Origin of the sequence: Paenibacillus plantarum, assembly GCF_013141695.1 — a bacterium.
GTDB lineage: Bacteria > Bacillota > Bacilli > Paenibacillales > NBRC-103111 > Paenibacillus_E > Paenibacillus_E plantarum.
This window is the reverse complement of the sequence record NZ_WHNY01000036.1, coordinates 79,853-96,615: the sequence shown is the minus strand read 5'-3', so window position 1 is coordinate 96,615 and position 16,763 is coordinate 79,853. Positions and strand designations below refer to the sequence as shown.

Sequence of the window (16,763 nt, the reverse complement as noted above, 5' to 3'; positions counted from 1 at the left end):
TTTGCTGGCTTCTTTAAAAAACATCTTAAGCCCCTTAATTGGCTAAGAGCTCTTTCTTTATTACTTACAAGCTGAATTCACTAGGATTTAATCCAAGCGAATTGCATATGTCACGAACCGCGGCTTTCTCTTTATCATCGAAATCGCCATCTGCAGCTCCGATTGCACTACATACACCAACGATGACTCGTCCCATCTCAGGCTTACCACTAAATTTGGCAATTGACTTTAGTGCTTCTTGTTTGCCAATCATGGCATCGAACTCAAGGTTTCCAACATAGTGATTGAATCGAGCAATTACATCGCTCATATCAAACACTTTTAGTTCTTCACTGCGGCTCATGTATCCAGCCATTTTTTGCTTTTCATTAGCATCAATGGATCCGTCAGCTGCTGCTACAACCGCACAGCCGGCAACTACGGCATCCATAAAGTCTTTGTTCTTGAATTTTTTGACCTGTTCGGTTAAGCCTTGTTTTGAATTTTGCAACCACGATTTGAATCCAATACTCATATAGGAAGCCTCCATTATAATAATTTGCACGCTTCCTTTATTTTAGATACAATTTATAAATTTAGCAAATTATGTAGAAATCAATCGACATAACTAATTATCTAAAAACATGACGCGTTCCACGGTTAAAAGATTCATGATGCTCCAAGTCGTCCTCATCATCGTCAATATCCAAACCAGTCGCAATGATCGTGTCATTCACGAAGGTTTCCAGCTCACCATCATCCATTGAAATTCCTCCATTTCACTCATGGTTCAGATGCCTCTCATTTTTATTCTCCGCACAATGCAATTATCCTGCTCTTTTCGTATAAGGATGGCATCTCTACGATATCGCCTTTAATAATCCTCCGGTCGCCGATTTTGAAGTGCTATACTTTTCACCTTATGCAAATTAGTTGATTCGATCCTAAAATTAAGGAAGTGGACAACACTGTTTCTCTAGACCCACTCGTGTTATGTCGAGTATGATTGTCTTCGACATGGATCGTGAGGTGGGAACAATAGAAAATTTGTATGATGACATCAAGCAAGGTGAAAAAGGTGCCTGGTTAAGTATTATTACGTATATATGCTTATCAGCTTTAAAATTAACCATAGGGCACTTAACCAATTCCGAAGCGCTGTCCGCGGATGGTTTAAATAATGCTACAGACATTATCGCTTCAATTGCTGTTCTAGTCGGGCTAAGAATATCACGAAAGCCACCTGATAAAGACCACAGATACGGTCATTATCGAGCTGAAACGGTAGCCGCTTTAATCGCCTCTTTCATTATGTTTGCGGTAGGCATTCAGGTTCTCTACCAAGCATTTATTAAGTTTCGGTCTCCAAATATCGAGTCTCCCGATATGGTTGCCGCATGGACGGCTGTTTTTTGTGCGATTGTTATGTACGTTGTCTATGTATACAATATTCGACTTGCAAGGAGAATCAACAGCAATGCCATGATGGCAGCAGCACAAGATAATCGATCGGATGCGTTTGTCAGTGTAGGTGCTTTTATCGGTATTGTTGGTGCTCAATTTGGTTTACCGTGGCTTGACACATTAACAGCATTACTAGTTGGGGTCATTATTTGTAAAACAGCGTGGGATATTTTCCGAGATTCAACTCATGCGCTTACGGATGGGTTTGATGATGCTGAACTTCAAACCATTAAACAAACCATTCGTGACGTCCCCGGGGTGGAGAAGGTCATTGATATTAAAGCCCGTATTCATGGAAACAATAAACTGGTCGATGTAACCATTGGTGTAGATCATGAGCTTAACGTAAGCGAAAGCCATGACATTACCGAGCATATTGAAAATCGCATTCATGAACTTCATAACATATCGTATGTACATATTCACATCGAACCTATCGAGGTATCAGGTAGTCAAGAAAAATAATATCAGAGTGACTTATCTCACATACACGGACTTTCCTTCGACCTATAATGAAATCATAAGGACGAAGGAGATGGTTGAAATGATGAAATGGGTAAGAGAAAATCATTACGCTGCAATACTTTTGACAATCATTCGTTTGTATGTCGGTTGGGAATGGATGATCGCTGGATGGCACAAAATCACCGGTGACAAAGCTTTCGACGCTGCAGGTTATCTGAAAGGGGCCATTGCTAAACCTGTTCTTGAAAGTGGAACGACGGATCTGGTTTACGCGAACTATGTGGCTTTTTTGAAAAGTGTCGCACTTCCGCATGTAGGGTGGTTTAATGTTCTAGTTCCTTGGGGTGAACTCTTAGTTGGTGTGGGGTTACTGCTCGGTGCGTTGACGACGGCAGCGATTTTCTTCGGCTTACTGATGAACTTCATGTATATGTTTGCTGGTACGGTTAGCTCGAATCCATGGTTAGTTCTCCTCGGGTTCATTATTTTTGCAGCTGGAGCGAATGCTGGGAAATTTGGTGTGGATCATATGATTCTTCCTTACCTGCACAGATGGTTTGATAAGCTCTTAGAGCTATGTCATTTAAAAACGAAACTCAGATGAGCTCTGCATCCATGTAAATAGTTGATAAACCTATTCCTTTCTCCATCGAGAGGGGAATAGGTTTTTTGTTTTTTTGGAGTGTGACATTTTTCACTTACAGATGATCATTTTTGAACTAAAGTGACAGGTACATGATGTAGAAAAAGGAGAAGTGATGGGTATGCTTTCAGGAGTTATTTTAGCTGGTGGAGCAAACCGTCGAATGAACGGAGAACTGAAGGCGTTGCTGCCATTTGAGGGAAAGCCGCTCATAGTCCGGCAATTAGATTGTATGAGGGAAATATGCGATGAGTTGATTGTTGTAACGAATGATCCTCAGCCTTATTTAAACAAAGTAGATCGTTCGGTCCGGATTATTACGGACTTTTTCAGGGGACACGGGTCGCTTGGAGGCATGCATGCCGCATTATCCCTAGCTAAACATGCTTCCGTCTGGGTTGTCGGGTGCGATATGCCCTTCATATCCAGCTCGGCTGCTCAATTGTTATTGCAAAGAAAACGGGATGGATTTGAATCCGTTGTCCCTTTGGTAGCAGGTAGGGTACATCCCTTGCACGGTATTTATGATCGCGCATGCGCGTCTCACATCGGGCATCTCCTACAGCAAGGGCAAACCTCGGTTTCCGCACTGCTGAACCATATTTTTTGGAGTGAGCTGGGGGATCAGTTTTTGCATGAGAATGGCGTTGACTTGAGGTTCGTTTCTCAGATCAAGACCTTGGAGGACTACCAGCTCATGAAGCACATGGATACGCAGTGGAAGTAACGAATCGTTCATGATTCTGATTGGCGATCGTGATGAAAGTCACTGTAAACGCAGGGTTATTTTCTTACAATAAGTGCAAGACGTTTACATAGTAGGGGGTATTTCGTATGAAAAGTCATTACAAACAAGCACAAGTATCTGAGCGAACAGAGCACAAGCCAGAGCCTTCCTTGCGGGGTACATTTGCCTCAGTGTTGCTAGTAGGGCTCTTCTTAGTGATCAGTTGGGTCGCGGTATTTCTTCTTTTTATATCTAGACAGTAAAGGGGATTAGAACATGCATATTCATAAACTCGAAAAAGTCTGGTTAACCATTGGGATCGTCATGTTGTTTGTATTTCTAGGTGTCCTTGGGGTTTCCGCATTTGCTATGGGGGCCAAGCCGCCAAGTGCGCATCATCATCAGATTGATCCTGCGAAGGTGTCGGAAACCGCGCCTTTCGATAAGCCAGGACTTCATCCCATCGGCAACAATACCTATGAGGCGGTCATGACTGCATTTACGTTTGGTTATGCACCAGACAAGATGGAGGTCCCCTTGGGCGCAACCATTAACTTTGTCGTGACAAGTCAAGATGTGGTACATGGCTTTGCTATCCCGGGTACGAACGTAAATATGATGATTGTTCCAGGCGAAGTCAGTCATGTCAGTCACACGTTTACTAAGCCAGGTGAATATCTGATTCTGTGCAATGAATATTGCGGCGGTGCACACGAGTATATGAAAACAACGATTATTGTTAAGTAGCCTAGATGCCAAGAAAGGTGGAAGACAGCATGAGAAGTGAACCTACCCAGAAGTTGACTCCTAAATTTGATCTCAAGGATGGCAAATTGGTTGTCGCCCATGTCCTTGTGGCATTCATCGCGCTGCTTATCGGCGGCATTGCAGGGCTTCTGCAGACCATGGTGAAAAGCGGGACGATCAAATTACCCTATAACATCGGCTATTACGAGCTGCTGACAGCTCACGGAGTGTTGATGGCCATCGTGTTTACAACGTATTTTATTATCGGCTTTATTTATTCCGGTGTCTCCTATACCCTTGGCGGCAAACTGCTTCCGGTGGTTCATCGCATGGGGTGGGTTGGATTTTCCCTCATGACTGCGGGGACCACGCTTGGTGTTGCGATGGTATTAGCGGGGAAGGCTAGCGTTCTATATACCTTTTATGCGCCAATGAAGGCATCGCCCTACTTTTATATCGGATTAGCCTTGCTTGTGGTAGGGAGCTGGATTAGTGGTTGGGGGATTTTCTATCAATATAAATATTGGAAAAGGACGCATGAAGGCAAGCTGTCTCCGCTTTTCGCTTTTATGTCTGTTGTGACTTTTCTGATGTGGCAAATCGCAACCATCGGGGTTGCGGCAGAGGTGCTGATTCAGCTAATCCCCTGGTCTTTCGGTTGGGTGGAAACGATTAATGTCATGCTCAGCCGCACATTGTTCTGGTACTTCGGCCATCCCTTGGTGTATTTCTGGCTCATGCCGGCGTATATATGCTGGTATGTGATTATTCCCAAAATCATTGGCGGCAAAATTTACAGCGATGCGCTCGCGAGACTTTCCTTTATTCTCTTATTACTATTCTCGATTCCGGTAGGCTTTCACCATCAATTAATGGAGCCAGGCATTAGCTCTTTTTGGAAATACTTGCAGGTCATTCTGACCTTTATGGTGGTCGTTCCATCGCTGATGACGGCATTCTCCTTATTTGCAACTTTTGAACTGAATGGTCGTGCACTTGGGGCAAAAGGGTTATTTGGCTGGGTGAAAAAGCTGCCTTGGAAGGATGTGCGATTCTTCGCACCTTTTATGGGGATGCTCATTTTCATACCTGCTGGTGCAGGCGGACTGATTAATGCAAGTAATCAAATGAATGCCGTTGTCCATAACACGTTATGGGTAACTGGGCATTTTCACCTGACGGTGGCAACGAGTGTGGCACTTACGTTCTTTGGGATTACGTATTGGTTACTTCCAGCTGTAACCGGTCGTGTGTTAACGCCCCGCATGCATACCTTAGGGATCATTCAAACGATCATCTGGTGCGTGGGCATGTTCTTCATGTCAGGTGCTATGCATTTAGTCGGATTGTTCGGCGCACCAAGACGGACTGCTTTCACAGACTATGAAGGAAGTGCAGCAGCAGCAGGCTGGATGCCCTATTACGTCTTCATGGCAATCGGTGGAACGGTGTTATTTCTCGGTGTCCTGCTTATGGTTTATAATGTCATTGCCTTGCTGTGTGCCCCAAAAGGGGAGACGGAGTATCCGATTGCTGAAGCGATGGAATCAGCCGAGGCAACACCAGCCTATTTGGATCGTTGGCGGATATGGATCACGGTATCGATTCTTCTAATCTTGTTTGCTTACACGATCCCGCTGATGGATATGATTATGAACTCAGCCCCGGGTTCGAAAGGGTTTATTACTTGGTAAGGAACAGGTGCTCAAATTCGGTATGTAAACGAACCTAGGGAGGGACTCTGTGTGGCGATTCAATCTAATGGGTACATTTCGGGGCTTGCTTCTTCAGACCCCGCGAAGCTTGCTTATGCGATAGATCGTTTAAAGGAAGAACATGGTGAATTGAGAGAGAAGCTGAGGAAACTCGAAGCGAGCGCTAAAGAGTTGATTCTTGTAGATGATTCGGAAAAAGGGATACAGCAGATTCGGGCACTCCGTGTCATGACCAATCACTTCATGCAGGAGCTGCGAAAGCATTCAGAGTGGGAATATCGGGATTTTTTTCCATTCCTCCTCACCTATTTCCATCGTCAATCGGAGCCTTCAATGATGCCCTCCTTCTGGGTTTTGGAGAAAGATCATCAACTTGGCGTTTCGTTTATAAGGTCTTTTCAAGAGGCTGCCATTGATGTCACTCCACTTGTTGTGAAGAAGCAATTAGCTGATACCGCAGCTCATCTCGTTCAGGCGTGTCTGATCTTAAATGACCACTTTACGATGGAAGAGCAGCTTGTTTTCCCTTTAACGGAGCGTGTGTTAACCGATTTGGAGCACTTTTTTTCATAGATGAAGATCATTCAGTATAAATACAGCGGCATACTTTCTGTTCACGCTTTTGTACGCGTGTCCGAAAGTATGGCGCTGTTTGGTTTCACTTCATTGAACTATCTTTCCTCGTTAGTTGAGCGCTTTCTGGGACCTTTGAGTAAAATTAACCATAATTACCTATACTACCCATATTCTATTGAAGCAGGTGTATCGGTACTCATGACGTTCCGGCTATTAACAAAGATTACACCAATTCAAGGTGCTGCGCTTTGGATTAAGTCGAAAGCACGGGGATGAGCAAATGAAAAACGAGTTAAAATCAGGAGGCAACAATGAGAACGATCCTAACTTTTTGTGTTTGTTTTTTGTTATTTCAATCTGCTAGTTACGCGGCTCCTCAAAAAAACCGGTCTTATTATGAAACACGCGGAGAAGTCGTCTGGGAAGTATCAACCGATGAGAAAGTGATTGCCTTAACATTCGATGACGGCCCTCATCCGAGTCAGACGCCGATGATTCTGGACTTGCTCAAGCAGTATCATGCAAAAGCTACTTTTTTTGTGGTTGGGAATAAAGTTAAGCTCTATCCTGACGTGCTCAAACGAGAAGTAGACGAAGGACATGAGATAGCCAATCATACCTATAGCCATGCTTTTCTTTCTAAACGGACAAATATGAAAAATGAAATTAATAAAGCAGAGGAAACCATTTTGTCCGCCGCCGGGATTCGATGTCATTTATTTCGTCCACCCGGGGGCTTTTATAATGAGAATTTAGTTAGTATTGCCAAGCAAGAAGGATATAAAATGATCATGTGGTCATGGCATTTGGATACGAGAGATTGGAGTAAGCCAGGGGTCAATAAAATTGTAAATAAAGTTTTAAACAATTCGAGCAGTGGGGATATCGTACTGTTCCACGACTACGTGGAAGCACCTAATCAGACCATCGAGGCTCTAAAAATAATCATGCCGGAATTGGAAAAGAGGGGATATCGGTTTGTTACCGTCTCTGAGTTGTTAACCTATCGGAAGGCAGTCCCTGCTAAGAATCCGTGAACTCTACTGTAACCTAGCTTACTTACATGCGGCATATTTCTACGGGGCAGTTTTCGCAGTGGCAGACTTCACGGAGGTAGGTCACATTCTTAATGACAATTTGCCCATGATCAAATTCTACAGCATCTTCTTTCTTCATATCGCTTAACATGCGATTGACGCTTTCCCGTGTAGCCCCAATCATATCAGCCATTTCGGAGTTGTTAATCTTATAGTTAATGTGGATATGGTCACCTTGGGGTACACCATACGAATTACTTAACCGTATTAATAATGAACAGAGCGCACCGGACTTACCATACATCATTAAATCGCGAAATTTCGTTTCTGTCATACGGTGCATAAGCCCCATCCATTTCATAAATTCAATGGCGAGGTCTCCGTGCTGCCATAGCAGGACCTCGAGATCTTTGCGCTGAATGACCCCGAATTCACAATCCTCTGTTACTTCGGCACTAAAGCTCTGCAAAGAGTTCTGAAACGGATCTATTTGACCGAATAAATCACCTGTTTGATGAAGATACAGAATGAAGCTTTTACCCATTTCAGATAGCTTGGTGATCCGCACGCCGCCATGGATGACGTAATACAAGCGATCTGCGAGATCGCCTTCTCTGAATAAGAAGTCTCCCTTTGCAGCGTGCTTCCGATACATAATGCTTTGCAGTCTATCAAAATTTTCTTCAGAAAAGAAATTCATTATACCAGTATTTGCTTTAACCATGGAAACCAACTCCTCGACGATTCTTATTATCTTTATCATAACGTCTTTGGATGATATTGGTTATCGGGGGTTCACCTGATCTTTGAAGACAATAATCCCCATCTTCTGTGAGGAAAATCACAGTAAGAATCCCTAATTCCCTGAGGATTTACTAAGGGAATCATACTGTGAAATCCCCTGATTTCCTGATAGGGAAATCAGGGTTTTCCCTGACTTACAAGATGGATGCAAACATCTACAATGATAAGTAAAGAGATTCTGCACGGCTGCGTCGAAACGGAGGGGCCCGAATGGCAATAGACGATACAACTTTGTTAACAGAATTAGAACGATTGCGAAGCTTGACGTCATGCGATTTCGTGGCAATAGCGCCTCTTCAAGAGCATACCGGACGCAACCGCTGGCAATATGTCATCGGCAACAGTAATGACCGGTATCAACAAATGGTGATCAAAAAAGGTCAAGGATTAGCTGGTACAGCCCTACGTTTAGGCAGATGGGTGAAGCTGGATGGTTCTCATCCTAATCGTCAGCAAGAAAGACTCCATTGTCCGCTCATGCTTGCAGAGCAATTGCAGGCGGCGGCGGTATTTCCACTCGTGCCTAACGCTAGCTCACAGATTAAGGGCTTGCTTTTCATCGGCAAACGAGAGCAAACCAGATTTGAACACGGCGAGTTGCTAGCGGTCCAAGATACCCTGAACACATTGACTTCGTATCTCTCCGCGGTTGAGGCCAAAGTGTAAGTCGAAAAAATCGACTTACAGCCGCCCGAAGCAGCCCTTACGGGGATTTATTTATTTAAATATAGAATGTAATATGTTTCACATTATAAAATGGCTATATTTCTAGATAAACGCTCCCGTCATGTGAGGACGGTGTAGCCGTTTATTATGTGTTATGATGGGACTACAAGGGGGAGAGTACGCTGAAAATTCTTGTAGTGGATGATCATGCCGTAGTGAGATCTGGCTTAATGATGCTGCTCCATGGCAAGCATAATATGGAAGTCATCGGGGAAGCTGCTGACGGTGAAGAGGGGATTCATGCTGCGGGGCTGCTGAAGCCGGATGTGGTCTTGATGGACCTGAATATGCCAGCTGGCATGGATGGGCTAACTGCGACGGCGGAGCTGCGGCGACTAATGCCTGATTTAGCTATTCTGATATTAACGATGCATGACGATGATGAATATTTATTTAGAGCCATTCACGTTGGCGCATCCGGTTACATTTTAAAAAGTGCACCGCACGAGGAGTTATTGACAGCGATCCGCTCTGTTGCAGAAGGAAATGCCTATCTATATCCAACCGCCACGAAGCGGCTGATGAATGAATATATCGAACGGTTGAAGCAAGGCGAGAATGTCGACACATTCGGGTCACTTTCGGAACGTGAACGGGAAGTTCTGGCTTTAATCGCCAAAGGATTCTCCAATAAAGAAATCGCGGAACAATTGGTGATCAGCGTCAAAACCGTGGAATCACATAAAAGCAACGTCATGGAGAAGCTAGGCCTGAAGACAAGACCGGAGTTAGTGAAATATGCGGCGAAGAAAGGACTGTTGAACTTTGAGTAAGGATTTGAACCGGGAATACCCGGAAGTCATCGGCGAAAATGTAACGGAATTATTAAATCGTCTTGATGAACATATCACGGACTCGTTGTTTCAACAGGATTTGAGACAGTCGCTTAAACAATTATCCAATGTTAAATTTGCTCTCGATGAATCTTCCATTGTAGCGGTTACGGACCATAAAGGAAAAATCCAATATGTGAATGATAAATTTTGCGAAATTTCCAAGTATGCGCGAGGTGAGCTTCTCGGTTTAGACCATCGGATTATTAATTCCGGTTATCATGGGAAAGACTTCATGACCGACTTATGGCGAACGATTTCCTCAGGGCAAGTATGGCGTGGCGAGATAAAAAATAAAGCCAAAGACGGCAGCTATTATTGGGTAGACACAACGATCGTGCCCTTTGTCGATAACCAGGGCCACATCCATCAATATCTAGCGATTCGAAATGAAGTCACGCAACTTAAACGGGTGGAAGAAGAGCTTCAGCTGATGATGTCACAGGTGATGCAGATTCAAGAGGAAGAACGTAGAAAGTTTTCCCGCGAGCTGCATGATGGGATTGGACAAAGCTTATTCTCCTTGTTGATCCAGATGGATCGACTTATTGGCGAAGGTGAGACCGATCAGACGGAACTAACGCGACTTAGGCAAAATGTAACTGGGATCATCGAAGAGGTACGAAGTCTAGCTTGGCAAATCCGTCCTTCCGTTCTGGATGATCTAGGCGTCATACCTGCTATTCGTACGTATATTGAGAATTACACAGACCACCATGGCATACGGGTAGAGCTGAATAGCCATTTGCCTAGACGTCTTGGAGCCCTTGAGGAAACTACCATCTATCGTGTCATACAAGAAGCGCTTACGAATATTGCCAAGTATGCGGGAGTATCAGAGGCAAGTGTTGTCGTTAAAGAGACGGATGGCTTTGTCGTGGTTCGAATAGATGACAGAGGTCAAGGCTTTGCCAGAAACAGCAGTGCCAAAGGTGTAGGCCTGTTTAGTATGGAAGAGCGAGCAAAGAGTATTGGCGGCAAAGTCACAATTGACTCAGTCGTGGGAGAAGGGACTACCGTAACGTTGATCGTTCCCATGAAGATATAAAAGGATGTGTCTCCTTGTTTGTAAAGGAGGCATGTCCTTTTTTTGTTTTTGGTAAAGGTACGTAGTGGCCCTGTGACATTTGTCACAGAGAACATGTTGAAATAGGAGTACATTTTAGATATAGGATGAGGAGTTGAGGATAAATGATCACATGCGAACAATGTGGGAAGACGAATGGCTCAAGAAAGATAGGCAACAGTTGGGTCTGTGGGGATTGCAAAATAGGTGAAGTCAAAACGATTCTTATGAACAAAGCGGGCAAAGTTACGATGGTTAAAGAGAAGATAGTGGGCTATGAAAGCGATGACGAGTCATTGTCCAGAGATCATAAAGTTGAATAAAAGATTCATTAGAAATGAGACGCATGCACGGATTACATTATGTCGAAACGAAGGTGCTCATTCATGAAGTTGAGTTTAGTCAAAAAAATTGTAATTGGTATTGTTATTGTTTCTATCGTCACCTATGGCTGCAGTGCGCTATTTATTTTCTATGTAAAAGACATCATTGCGCCAAGTATGGCAGATTGGCTATACCTTTCTATCATTATGCTGCTTGGCATTTTTTGGACAGGTTTATTGGGATGGTTTGGCGCCACCTGGTTTACAAAACCACTTATCCGATTGACGGATGCCGCAAACGAAGCCGCTACAGGTAACTTACAAGTAGAAATTCCATTGTACCATTCGGATGACGAAATACGCTTACTTAGTGGATCCTTTGAGAAAATGATCGGAAATTTACGGCAAATGATTACGGATATATCGGCTAGTGTTTCGTTTACGGACAGTCATGCCGGCGTATTACGGAGTGGTATGGAACAGGCAGCCCTACAGATTGAACTCACAGCCGGCGCTGTAGAAATGATATCGAACGGTGCATCGGAGCAAGCAGCATCTACGCAAGGAACGTTAACAGCGGTCGTGCAGATCAAACAAGCTGCTGATGAAATCGGCGCCAAAGCAGGAGATTCACAGACCATTTCGCGAGAAACGCTGAAAACGATTAAGGAGAGCGAGGTTATCGTGCGTTCACTCGTACAAGGCCTGCTGAACCTAGCGAATTCCAATCTGGAATCCATTGGCGTCGTCAGACAGTTACACGATAATGCAAAGGAAATCGGACATATCACCCGAGTTGTTGGCGATATTGCAGAGCAAACGCACTTGCTTGCCTTAAATGCTTCTATTGAAGCAGCAAGGGCAGGGGAGCATGGTGCAGGCTTCATGGTCGTAGCTGGGGAAATTCGCAAACTGGCCGAACAAAGCGCCAGGGCGGTGAAGGATATCGACCAGTTGACCACTCGGATTGAATTGGATGTAGCGGGAGTAGTAGAGAAAATAACCGCTCAAGAACAACTCGCAAGCCGTGAAGTTGGCAAAGGTGAGGAAGGAAAGAAGGCACTGAATCAAATCAACAGGGCTGTCTTGGAAACCGCACAAACGGTTGAGAATATTGTAGGTTGTGTGACGGATCAGATTCAGAAGATTGGAAGTGCCTTAATCAAAACGAACGAAGTGGCGGTGATTGCAACTCAAATTTCAAAAGAGACAAAACATGTGTCCATGTCCGTACAAGAACAAATGGCTGTTATGCAAGAACTATCTTCATCTTCGGAAATGTTGCGATGTCAGGCCGATCTGTTGAAATCCAAAATTAATGTTTTTCAAATATAAAGATGAGGTTTAAGGTAGCTGCACCTTTGCACCCAAAATAGAAAAGCCATGAAATTCAATTTGAATTTCATGGCTTTTTGTGAATTCTTTTATTTTCTAATGTTGAAGCCGATAAAAGCTTTTGTGTTGAAATCGAACACAGCAGTTAACGGTCCAAGCAGCTCATCTTGGTCTGTTTTGTAAGTAACCGTCACGACATTGCCGTGTGCAGCTTGCACGTCTGTCAGCAATTTCTTCTGCTCGTCGGTGGAAGGCAATACGCCTACTTCGTTAGAGGAAACGATTTGAACAGCTGCTTCGTCTTGTTTCGTTGTAATATGAGACGTTTGCTCTTTCACTTGTGCCCATGCTAAGTTGCGGTATTCCTGTACTGCCTCTGGGGACATTTTCGGCGTGCCGATTACAGGTGATTGAGTCTGAACAACGAGAAGGAACACTGGACTTTGTGGAGGCAGGCTTTTCGTTTCAATTGGACCGTAGTAGGCTTTTACTTTCGTGCCAGCTTTCAGATCCTCCCATTTCAGGGACTCACCTTGCGACGTCATGACGCGAGTTTCTTTACCGCCATTAAGTACCAGATTGTCTAATTGAACTTGCCAACCATCATCGGTATGTTTCACTTCTTTGATTGTATCTTCTTTAACCAAACGATCTGCGTGAACGTTAATGTTTACAGCATGTGCTTGGCCCGGATAGCTCATCGCCATTGCGGGTCCGAACTCGGCGTCGATTTGAGTACCGGCTTTAAGATCGGCTGCAGTTAGTGTTTTACCGTCTAAGCTCTTAATAGTAGTCGATTTGTCTACGGTTAAAATAACCCAAGTGCTGCCGAGCAACTCGATGCGTGTATTTCCGTCTTCCTTCGTCTGTACGCTTACGATCACACCGGTTGCAGGCATCAAGGCAGCTTCTTCCGCTTCGTCAAGCTCGATCTCTTTGTTCGCTTCATCGTAATTTACCGTATAGCCAAGCTGAGTTGCAGCGTCACGTACGGGAAGGTATGCTTTGCCGTCAATATAGACAGGCGTTAGCTTGCTGTCTTGTCCGTTAACAACAATTTTTACATCCTTCTGCAAGTAGCCTGTAACCTTTTCTACGAAACCCTCAGCTCCGACTGCAGCTGTTGTGCCAAGTATCCCAACCAAACTTAATATGACAGTTAGTTTTTTCTTCATCCGATAAATCTCCTTCCGATATTTGAAAAGTAGCGCCAATCTTGTTGACAATCTCTCAGACGGGGGGTGATAGGAATAGGTTGCAGTTATTCAAGAATTGAATATATATACATTAAAGTGTATTATTATACATAACAAAATGCGCTAGGGGTGTAAAAGTGACATATAAGATATTTGTTGATGGTCAAGAAGGTACAACTGGATTAAAAATACATGATTACTTATCTAAGATTTCTGACATCGAAGTCATCGCCATTGCGTCGGATCAGTGAAAAGATTACGAAACCCGTAAAGCATTAATCAATGAGGCGGACCTCGTATTCTTGTGTCTTCCCGATGATGCTTCAAGAGATTCCGTAGCGATGGTAACGAACCATACGACCAAAATCATTGATGCAAGTACGGCGTTTAGGACTAACCAAGAGTGGACATATGGATTACCGGAATTACATAAAAATCAAAGAGAAAACATCCGGAAGTCGTCGAGGGTATCCGTCCCAGGATGCCATGCGACTGGGTATATTTTGGCTATACAACCTCTAGTGGCTGAAGGCATTATACCGAAGGAGTACCGTACGTCTTGTTATTCGCTCACAGGATATAGTGGCGGAGGTAAGAAGCTTATAACGGAATATAAGAATACGAATCGAGATGAGCTTTTCGCACCAAGACCATATGGATTAAACCTGAACCACAAGCATCTTCCAGAGATGCAAAAATATACGGGGTTACACACAGCGCCACTGTTTACACCAATCGTCGGAAATTATTATCAGGGTGATGCGGTTACAATTCCTTTATTCCCTAGCCTGTTTACTAAGCGGGTAACAGCAAGGGATATTCAAGAACTGCTCGCCGCGTATTATAAAGATGAGCGGTTTATACGCGTGATGCCATATGAATCTGAGGCGAATCTGGAAGACGGATTCTTTAATCTTACGCAATGCAATCATACGAATAATTTGGACATCTTTGTTTTTGGTCATAATGATGAAGTACTGCTTACAACTAGATTCGATAATCTAGGAAAAGGCGCCTCGGGGGCAGCTATTCAAAATATGAATATTATGCTTGGATTTGATGAAGGTGAAGGACTAGAGTGAGCAGGGCATTCCAAACCTTGTATACGATGTGGTAAAATCGACTTCATAGAAACATGTAGGAGGAATGACATCGTGCGTTATGGAGCCATCGAAGCAGGGGGAACCAAGTTCGTTTGTGGGATTGGAAATGAAGAAGGTATCATTGAGGATCGGGTTAGTTTTCCGACGGAACATCCCGAGCAGACAATGCCGAAGGTAATTGATTATTTTGCAGATAAAAATGTGTCAGCGATTGGCATCGGATCATTTGGACCGATAAATGTCGATCCAAGCAGCCCCTTATATGGCTATATCACAACGACGCCTAAGCCAGGATGGGCCAACTATGATGTATTGGGGAAATTGAGAGAATCCTTCAATGTCCCTTACGGTTGGGATACGGATGTCAATGCCGCTGCTTTCGGAGAAGCGAAATGGGGAGCTGCACAAGGTCTTGATAGTTGTGTCTACTATACGGTCGGTACTGGAATCGGCGTAGGCGTATATATGGAGGGCCGCTTGGTTCATGGCCTGGTTCATCCTGAAGGTGGTCATGTGATGATCAGACCCCATCAAGGCGATAGTTTCAAGGGGACATGCCCGTATCATGGTGACTGCTTAGAAGGAATGGCCGCGGGCCCTGCCATCGAACAGCGCTGGGGAGTGAAAGGCAGTGAGTTGCCCGTAGACCATCCCGCTTGGGATTTAGAGGCCTACTACTTGGCACAGTCCATTAGCTCCACGATATTAATGATGTCACCGAAGAAGATTATTCTAGGTGGCGGTGTGATGCAGCAAGCTCATTTATTTCCATTAATTCATGCGCATGTTCAGAAGATCTTGAATGGTTACATTCATACTGAATCCTTATTGGAGAATATTCATAGCTACATTGTGCCTCCTGGATTAGGAACGAATTCAGGCTTGAGAGGATCACTTGCTCTAGGCGTAGAAGCCAAACGTAATCATTCGTAATGTTCGCATGCTCACTAGCAGTCCCCCAAGGCTTGATGCTTGGGGGATTTTTTCGGAGAATCCACGTGCTAACATGTATGTTCCATTTTAAAAATAATAGTTGCAATAACATCCTATTTAGCATATGCTGAAATTAGTTGCAATAGCATCCTATTTATGGAGGGAAGTAACATGAATCAACAATGGAGTCACAATGTCGATGGCATACCCACAGAATCACATGGCCAATATATCTCAGCCATTTATCGCCATATGCAGATAGCGATTTCAGCCGAGTTGGCGCCATACCGCATCGGAAGCGGGCAATATATTTTTCTAATGGCCATCGCGTTTGGGCAGCCCATTACGCAGAAAGCACTGAGCGAAAAGCTGCTCATTGATAAGACAACAACCGCGAAAGCCATTTCCAAACTAGAAGCAGAAGGTTATGTACGGAGGGAAGTCGATACCTCTGACAATCGCTATCAGTTGTTATATTTGACGGAAGCGGGACGTGATGTGGTACCCAAGGTACAGGAAGCACTGGCTCGCGTGAAAAACAAAACCAGGAAAGGTATGAACGATGAGGAGTATGACAAGATGATAAATCTCCTGAAAATCGTGCTTCACAATTTGACTGATTAGTAGCAGACGCAGGGTTGATCGGAAACGAGTAAGTAACTATGAGGAGGGGATGTACATGATGAAAGCTATTCCTTTTATTGTGGTGGAAAATTGCAAGGATGAAATCAAGTACTATCAGCGTATTTTTGGTGGCGAGGTCACGATTTTACGCAAACAGGGAGAAGAAGTGCTTAACGCGGACCTACATGTCGAGGGGGCCATCCTTAAGTTTGCGGATACACTGGCGGCAAAGCCAGTCATGAAAGGCGATTACGTGAGAGTGTTCGTGACGATCGAGAGAGAGGAAGCGTTCCGAACCATCTACGGAGAGCTAGCCACAGGTGGGGCTATTAACGTGGATATGTATGAAGCGCCGTTCAACGGACTGCTGGCCATTGTTACGGATCGAAACGACGTGTGCTGGGTGTTGTCCTATTATCGATAAAAGAGGCTGTCTCAAGAGTGAACGGCACCCCAATTGTTAGACA

21 protein-coding genes and 1 pseudogene are annotated in these 16,763 nt (G+C 44.2%); 18 read left to right on the top strand and 4 right to left on the bottom strand.

Annotated features, from left to right (window positions below; translation table 11 throughout):
• Window positions 1-64: 64 nt before the first annotated feature.
• Window positions 65-514, bottom strand: coding sequence for a tellurite resistance TerB family protein (locus GC096_RS11335; RefSeq protein ID WP_171630340.1), 450 nt, complete (start codon window positions 512-514; stop codon window positions 65-67).
• A 97-nt stretch (window positions 515-611) separates the two neighbouring features.
• Window positions 612-743: a hypothetical protein gene (locus GC096_RS39065; RefSeq protein WP_281366778.1), complete on the bottom strand. Its 132-nt coding sequence runs from the start codon at window positions 741-743 to the stop codon at window positions 612-614.
• A gap of 274 nt (window positions 744-1,017) precedes the next feature.
• On the opposite strand from GC096_RS39065, the gene GC096_RS11330 reads away from it, so the two are divergent.
• From GC096_RS11330 to GC096_RS11290, 9 genes are all read left to right on the top strand, one after another.
• The gene (locus GC096_RS11330) at window positions 1,018-1,908 is read left to right on the top strand and encodes a cation diffusion facilitator family transporter (RefSeq protein ID WP_312886247.1); all 891 of its coding nucleotides are present in this window, start codon (window positions 1,018-1,020) and stop codon (window positions 1,906-1,908) included.
• A gap of 79 nt (window positions 1,909-1,987) precedes the next feature.
• Window positions 1,988-2,512 (top strand): DoxX family membrane protein, encoded by a 525-nt coding sequence (locus GC096_RS11325; protein ID WP_171630338.1) that lies wholly within the window; start codon window positions 1,988-1,990, stop codon window positions 2,510-2,512.
• A 160-nt stretch (window positions 2,513-2,672) separates the two neighbouring features.
• Complete coding sequence (gene mobA, locus GC096_RS11320; RefSeq protein WP_171630337.1) at window positions 2,673-3,278, top strand: molybdenum cofactor guanylyltransferase; 606 nt, start codon at window positions 2,673-2,675, stop codon at window positions 3,276-3,278.
• Between the two features lie 107 nt (window positions 3,279-3,385).
• The gene (locus tag GC096_RS11315; RefSeq protein WP_171630336.1) at window positions 3,386-3,541 is read left to right on the top strand and encodes a cytochrome c oxidase subunit 2A; all 156 of its coding nucleotides are present in this window, start codon (window positions 3,386-3,388) and stop codon (window positions 3,539-3,541) included.
• 13 nt (window positions 3,542-3,554) lie between these two features.
• On the top strand, window positions 3,555-4,025 hold the full coding sequence (locus tag GC096_RS11310; RefSeq protein ID WP_171630335.1) for a cytochrome c oxidase subunit II: 471 nt from the start codon (window positions 3,555-3,557) through the stop codon (window positions 4,023-4,025).
• A 29-nt stretch (window positions 4,026-4,054) separates the two neighbouring features.
• On the top strand, window positions 4,055-5,719 hold the full coding sequence (locus GC096_RS11305; protein WP_171630334.1) for a cbb3-type cytochrome c oxidase subunit I: 1,665 nt from the start codon (window positions 4,055-4,057) through the stop codon (window positions 5,717-5,719).
• Window positions 5,720-5,770: 51 nt separating this feature from the next.
• On the top strand, window positions 5,771-6,313 hold the full coding sequence (locus tag GC096_RS11300; RefSeq protein WP_171630333.1) for a hemerythrin domain-containing protein: 543 nt from the start codon (window positions 5,771-5,773) through the stop codon (window positions 6,311-6,313).
• Entirely contained in the window at window positions 6,314-6,592 is a 279-nt protein-coding gene (locus GC096_RS11295; RefSeq protein ID WP_171630332.1) for a hypothetical protein, read from the top strand. It begins immediately after the preceding gene.
• 35 nt (window positions 6,593-6,627) lie between these two features.
• On the top strand, window positions 6,628-7,353 hold the full coding sequence (locus GC096_RS11290) for a polysaccharide deacetylase family protein (RefSeq protein ID WP_171630331.1): 726 nt from the start codon (window positions 6,628-6,630) through the stop codon (window positions 7,351-7,353).
• Between the two features lie 22 nt (window positions 7,354-7,375).
• Here GC096_RS11290 and GC096_RS11285 read toward each other — a convergent pair whose 3' ends face one another.
• Window positions 7,376-8,077 (bottom strand): Crp/Fnr family transcriptional regulator, encoded by a 702-nt coding sequence (locus tag GC096_RS11285; RefSeq protein WP_171630330.1) that lies wholly within the window; start codon window positions 8,075-8,077, stop codon window positions 7,376-7,378.
• 290 nt (window positions 8,078-8,367) lie between these two features.
• Between GC096_RS11285 and GC096_RS11280 the strand changes: the two genes are divergently transcribed.
• The 5 genes from GC096_RS11280 to GC096_RS11260 all read left to right on the top strand — a co-directional run bounded on the left by GC096_RS11280 (window position 8,368) and on the right by GC096_RS11260 (window position 12,440).
• Window positions 8,368-8,823, top strand: coding sequence for a GAF domain-containing protein (locus tag GC096_RS11280; protein ID WP_171630329.1), 456 nt, complete (start codon window positions 8,368-8,370; stop codon window positions 8,821-8,823).
• 182 nt (window positions 8,824-9,005) lie between these two features.
• Complete coding sequence (locus GC096_RS11275; RefSeq protein WP_216626097.1) at window positions 9,006-9,656, top strand: response regulator; 651 nt, start codon at window positions 9,006-9,008, stop codon at window positions 9,654-9,656.
• Window positions 9,649-10,764: a PAS domain-containing sensor histidine kinase gene (locus tag GC096_RS11270; RefSeq protein WP_171630328.1), complete on the top strand. Its 1,116-nt coding sequence runs from the start codon at window positions 9,649-9,651 to the stop codon at window positions 10,762-10,764. Before GC096_RS11275 ends, GC096_RS11270 begins: the two co-directional genes overlap by 8 nt.
• A 143-nt stretch (window positions 10,765-10,907) precedes the next feature.
• Window positions 10,908-11,105: a hypothetical protein gene (locus tag GC096_RS11265; RefSeq protein ID WP_171630327.1), complete on the top strand. Its 198-nt coding sequence runs from the start codon at window positions 10,908-10,910 to the stop codon at window positions 11,103-11,105.
• A gap of 63 nt (window positions 11,106-11,168) precedes the next feature.
• Window positions 11,169-12,440, top strand: coding sequence for a methyl-accepting chemotaxis protein (locus GC096_RS11260; protein WP_171630326.1), 1,272 nt, complete (start codon window positions 11,169-11,171; stop codon window positions 12,438-12,440).
• Between the two features lie 89 nt (window positions 12,441-12,529).
• Here the strand turns inward: GC096_RS11260 and GC096_RS11255 are convergent, their stop codons facing one another.
• Window positions 12,530-13,615 carry a stalk domain-containing protein gene (locus GC096_RS11255; RefSeq protein WP_171630325.1) on the bottom strand — a complete coding sequence of 362 codons (1,086 nt, stop codon included), beginning with the start codon at window positions 13,613-13,615 and terminating at the stop codon, window positions 12,530-12,532.
• Between the two features lie 284 nt (window positions 13,616-13,899).
• On the opposite strand from GC096_RS11255, the pseudogene argC reads away from it, so the two are divergent.
• From argC to GC096_RS11235, 4 genes and pseudogenes are all read left to right on the top strand, one after another.
• Window positions 13,900-14,718 (top strand): annotated as a pseudogene (gene argC / locus GC096_RS11250) (N-acetyl-gamma-glutamyl-phosphate reductase); the annotation flags it as partial.
• Window positions 14,719-14,790: 72 nt separating this feature from the next.
• On the top strand, window positions 14,791-15,672 hold the full coding sequence (locus tag GC096_RS11245) for an ROK family protein (protein ID WP_171630324.1): 882 nt from the start codon (window positions 14,791-14,793) through the stop codon (window positions 15,670-15,672).
• Between the two features lie 171 nt (window positions 15,673-15,843).
• Entirely contained in the window at window positions 15,844-16,296 is a 453-nt protein-coding gene (locus GC096_RS11240) for a MarR family winged helix-turn-helix transcriptional regulator (RefSeq protein ID WP_171630323.1), read from the top strand.
• A gap of 55 nt (window positions 16,297-16,351) precedes the next feature.
• The gene (locus GC096_RS11235) at window positions 16,352-16,720 is read left to right on the top strand and encodes a VOC family protein (RefSeq protein ID WP_246302696.1); all 369 of its coding nucleotides are present in this window, start codon (window positions 16,352-16,354) and stop codon (window positions 16,718-16,720) included.
• The last annotated feature ends 43 nt before the right edge of the window (window positions 16,721-16,763 follow it).

Excerpts from the sequence above, each read along its gene's own strand:
- GC096_RS11335 (WP_171630340.1), bottom strand. The coding sequence starts at position 514 with ATGAGTATTGGATTCAAATCGTGGTTGCAAAATTCAAAACAAGGCTTA.
- GC096_RS11265 (WP_171630327.1), top strand. The coding sequence starts at position 10,908 with ATGATCACATGCGAACAATGTGGGAAGACGAATGGCTCAAGAAAGATA.
- GC096_RS11305 (WP_171630334.1), top strand. The coding sequence starts at position 4,055 with ATGAGAAGTGAACCTACCCAGAAGTTGACTCCTAAATTTGATCTCAAG.
- GC096_RS11280 (WP_171630329.1), top strand. The coding sequence starts at position 8,368 with ATGGCAATAGACGATACAACTTTGTTAACAGAATTAGAACGATTGCGA.
- GC096_RS11255 (WP_171630325.1), bottom strand. The coding sequence starts at position 13,615 with ATGAAGAAAAAACTAACTGTCATATTAAGTTTGGTTGGGATACTTGGC.
- GC096_RS11310 (WP_171630335.1), top strand. The coding sequence starts at position 3,555 with ATGCATATTCATAAACTCGAAAAAGTCTGGTTAACCATTGGGATCGTC.
- GC096_RS11285 (WP_171630330.1), bottom strand. The coding sequence starts at position 8,077 with ATGGTTAAAGCAAATACTGGTATAATGAATTTCTTTTCTGAAGAAAAT.
- GC096_RS11315 (WP_171630336.1), top strand. The coding sequence starts at position 3,386 with ATGAAAAGTCATTACAAACAAGCACAAGTATCTGAGCGAACAGAGCAC.
- mobA (WP_171630337.1), top strand. The coding sequence starts at position 2,673 with ATGCTTTCAGGAGTTATTTTAGCTGGTGGAGCAAACCGTCGAATGAAC.
- GC096_RS11295 (WP_171630332.1), top strand. The coding sequence starts at position 6,314 with ATGAAGATCATTCAGTATAAATACAGCGGCATACTTTCTGTTCACGCT.
- GC096_RS11290 (WP_171630331.1), top strand. The coding sequence starts at position 6,628 with ATGAGAACGATCCTAACTTTTTGTGTTTGTTTTTTGTTATTTCAATCT.
- GC096_RS11325 (WP_171630338.1), top strand. The coding sequence starts at position 1,988 with ATGATGAAATGGGTAAGAGAAAATCATTACGCTGCAATACTTTTGACA.
- GC096_RS11235 (WP_246302696.1), top strand. The coding sequence starts at position 16,352 with ATGATGAAAGCTATTCCTTTTATTGTGGTGGAAAATTGCAAGGATGAA.
- GC096_RS39065 (WP_281366778.1), bottom strand. The coding sequence starts at position 743 with ATGGATGATGGTGAGCTGGAAACCTTCGTGAATGACACGATCATTGCG.
- GC096_RS11240 (WP_171630323.1), top strand. The coding sequence starts at position 15,844 with ATGAATCAACAATGGAGTCACAATGTCGATGGCATACCCACAGAATCA.
- GC096_RS11260 (WP_171630326.1), top strand. The coding sequence starts at position 11,169 with ATGAAGTTGAGTTTAGTCAAAAAAATTGTAATTGGTATTGTTATTGTT.